Annotated in this window: 1 protein-coding gene; it reads left to right on the top strand. The window is 63.8% G+C overall.

The window, feature by feature from the left end; genetic code table 11:
- Window positions 1-1,743: AAA family ATPase (locus tag HQL56_19740; GenBank protein MBF0311750.1), on the top strand; the 1,743-nt coding region annotated here is incomplete at its 5' end.
- Window positions 1,744-2,103 lie beyond the last annotated feature (360 nt).

Raw genomic sequence — 2,103 nt, 5'->3', positions numbered from 1 at the left:
GACCGGAAGCCCGCGCGGGTGGACGAACTGGGCCCCCACACCGGCAAGTGGGACTACCACGACCGGGACGGAAATTTGGTGGCCTGCGTCTACCGCTACGATCCCCCGTCCGGGAAGGAGTTCCGCCCCTGGGATGTGCGCACCCGCCGCTGGCAGGCCCCCGATCCACGCCCGCTCTACAACCTGCCGGAGGTCATGGCCAGCAGGCGCGTGGTCCTGGTCGAGGGCGAGAAATGCGCCCAGGCGATGAAGGCTGTCGGCATCGTCGCCACCACCGCCATGCATGGGGCCAACGCCCCGGTGGAAAAGACCGACTGGTCGCCCCTCGCCGGAAAGGAGGTGCTGATCTGGCCGGACAAGGACGCCCCCGGCTGGGATCACGCCGAAGCGATGGCCCGCGCCTGTCAGTCGGTGGGATGCCACTCCGTGGCCATCCTCATCCCTCCCGGCGACAAGCCGGAAAAATGGGACGCCGCCGACGCCGTGGCCGAGGGGCTGGAGGTCCGTGACTTCCTGACCAACGCCGAACGCAGGGAGATTCACCGCAACACCCCGTCCAGGTTCAATCTGCTTTCCTGGACCTACGACCGTTACCTTGGCCCCCCTCCAGAGCGGCGCTGGCTCGTGCGCGGTGTGCTGCCGCTTGCCGTGCCGGGCATGGTGGCCGCCATCGGTGGAGCCGGGAAAAGCATGCTGCTTCTGGATCTGGCAGTGAAAACGGCCTCCGTGATGCCTGGAAATCCGCTGCCTTCCGCCTTGGGCGGCGTTCTCGAACCCAAAACCGGAACCGCCGTCATGCTGACCGCCGAGGACGAACAGGACGAAGTCCACCGTCGTCTGCACGGCCTCTCTCCTCAATTGAGGGACCACTCCCGACTGATTGTGCTGCCCCTTCCCAATGCCGGAGGACCGGCTTCGCTTCTGGGTGCCGGACGGGACGGCCCAGTCTTGACCAAGGAGTTCGATGATCTGCGGCGGGAATTGTCGCTCATTCCCGATCTGCGCCTATTGGTCCTCGACCCGTTGCAAAGCTTTGTCGGCGCGGACGTGAACGCCGATCCGGCGGTGGGGAACATGTTTTTCGCCGCCCTGGGTCGCATCGCGGCGGAAACGGGGGCCACCGTGTTGGCGACGCACCATTTTCGCAAGGCTGGCAACCGTCCGATCCTGACGGCCCAGGATGCCAAGGAAGCCATCCGTGGAACCACGGCCCTCGTGGACAGCGGGCGATGGAGCTACGCCCTGTGGAGCCCGGAGGATGACGAAACGAAGAAGGTCTGCCAACAGCTCGGCCTGCGCTTCGAACGGGACTCGGTGTTTCTGGGAGCCATCGTCAAGAGCAACTGGCCCACCGACAAGACTGTCCGGGTCTTCGTGCGCGATCCGGTCTCCGGCCTGCTGATGGACCGGACCACGAGCCTGCACCACCTTGCGGGCGGACGGGAAGAGCTGCTCGCCGCTCTGGAAACGGCCATCACCAAAAGCGCCGCCAATGGCCAACCCTTCACCCGTACCGGCGGCAGCGGGCTGTACGAGCGGCGCTCGGAGTTGCCGGACCTCCTGGCCAACATGACCCGGAGTCGTCTTCTGGAAATGGCGGAAACCCTGCTTGGTTCGGGACGGGTGGTTCTGTGCATGGCCGGGGACAGCAAGCTGAAGAAGTGGCTCGACGTTCCCAACGGAGAGTTCGCCCTGGGTGTCGGGCGTTTCCAAACCGGGGCTGGCCCCCTGGACGAACCATGAGTCAGGAGGAGGTATGAATGCCATATGGATGAGAATCGTTCTTATCAAAGTCGTTCCCAAGCCGTTCCCAAAACAGGGCAATTCCCGCGTTCCCATGGGAACGACCGATTTTGGGAACGGTAACATGCTGTTTTTGCTTGATTCATCGTTCCCGTTCCCAGCCGTTCCCGAGAATCTTGGGAACGATCAACCGATTGAAAAACAAGGAGAAAAAATCATTCCCGCGTTCCCCATATACTACGTATATGGGTGGGGTTCCGGAGAACCCCACCCCATACGAGCACCAAGTTCTCCCCCGGCACGGGGGATCAACAAGCGGGTGGCGGCGTCAGCTTACCAGGGCACGCGCCGCCACCCTGA

The organism is Magnetococcales bacterium (assembly GCA_015231925.1).
In the GTDB taxonomy this organism is placed as follows: Bacteria; Pseudomonadota; Magnetococcia; order Magnetococcales; family JADGAQ01; genus JADGAQ01.
The sequence above is the reverse complement of the archived record's forward strand: the minus strand, read 5'-3'. Positions and strand labels throughout refer to the sequence as shown.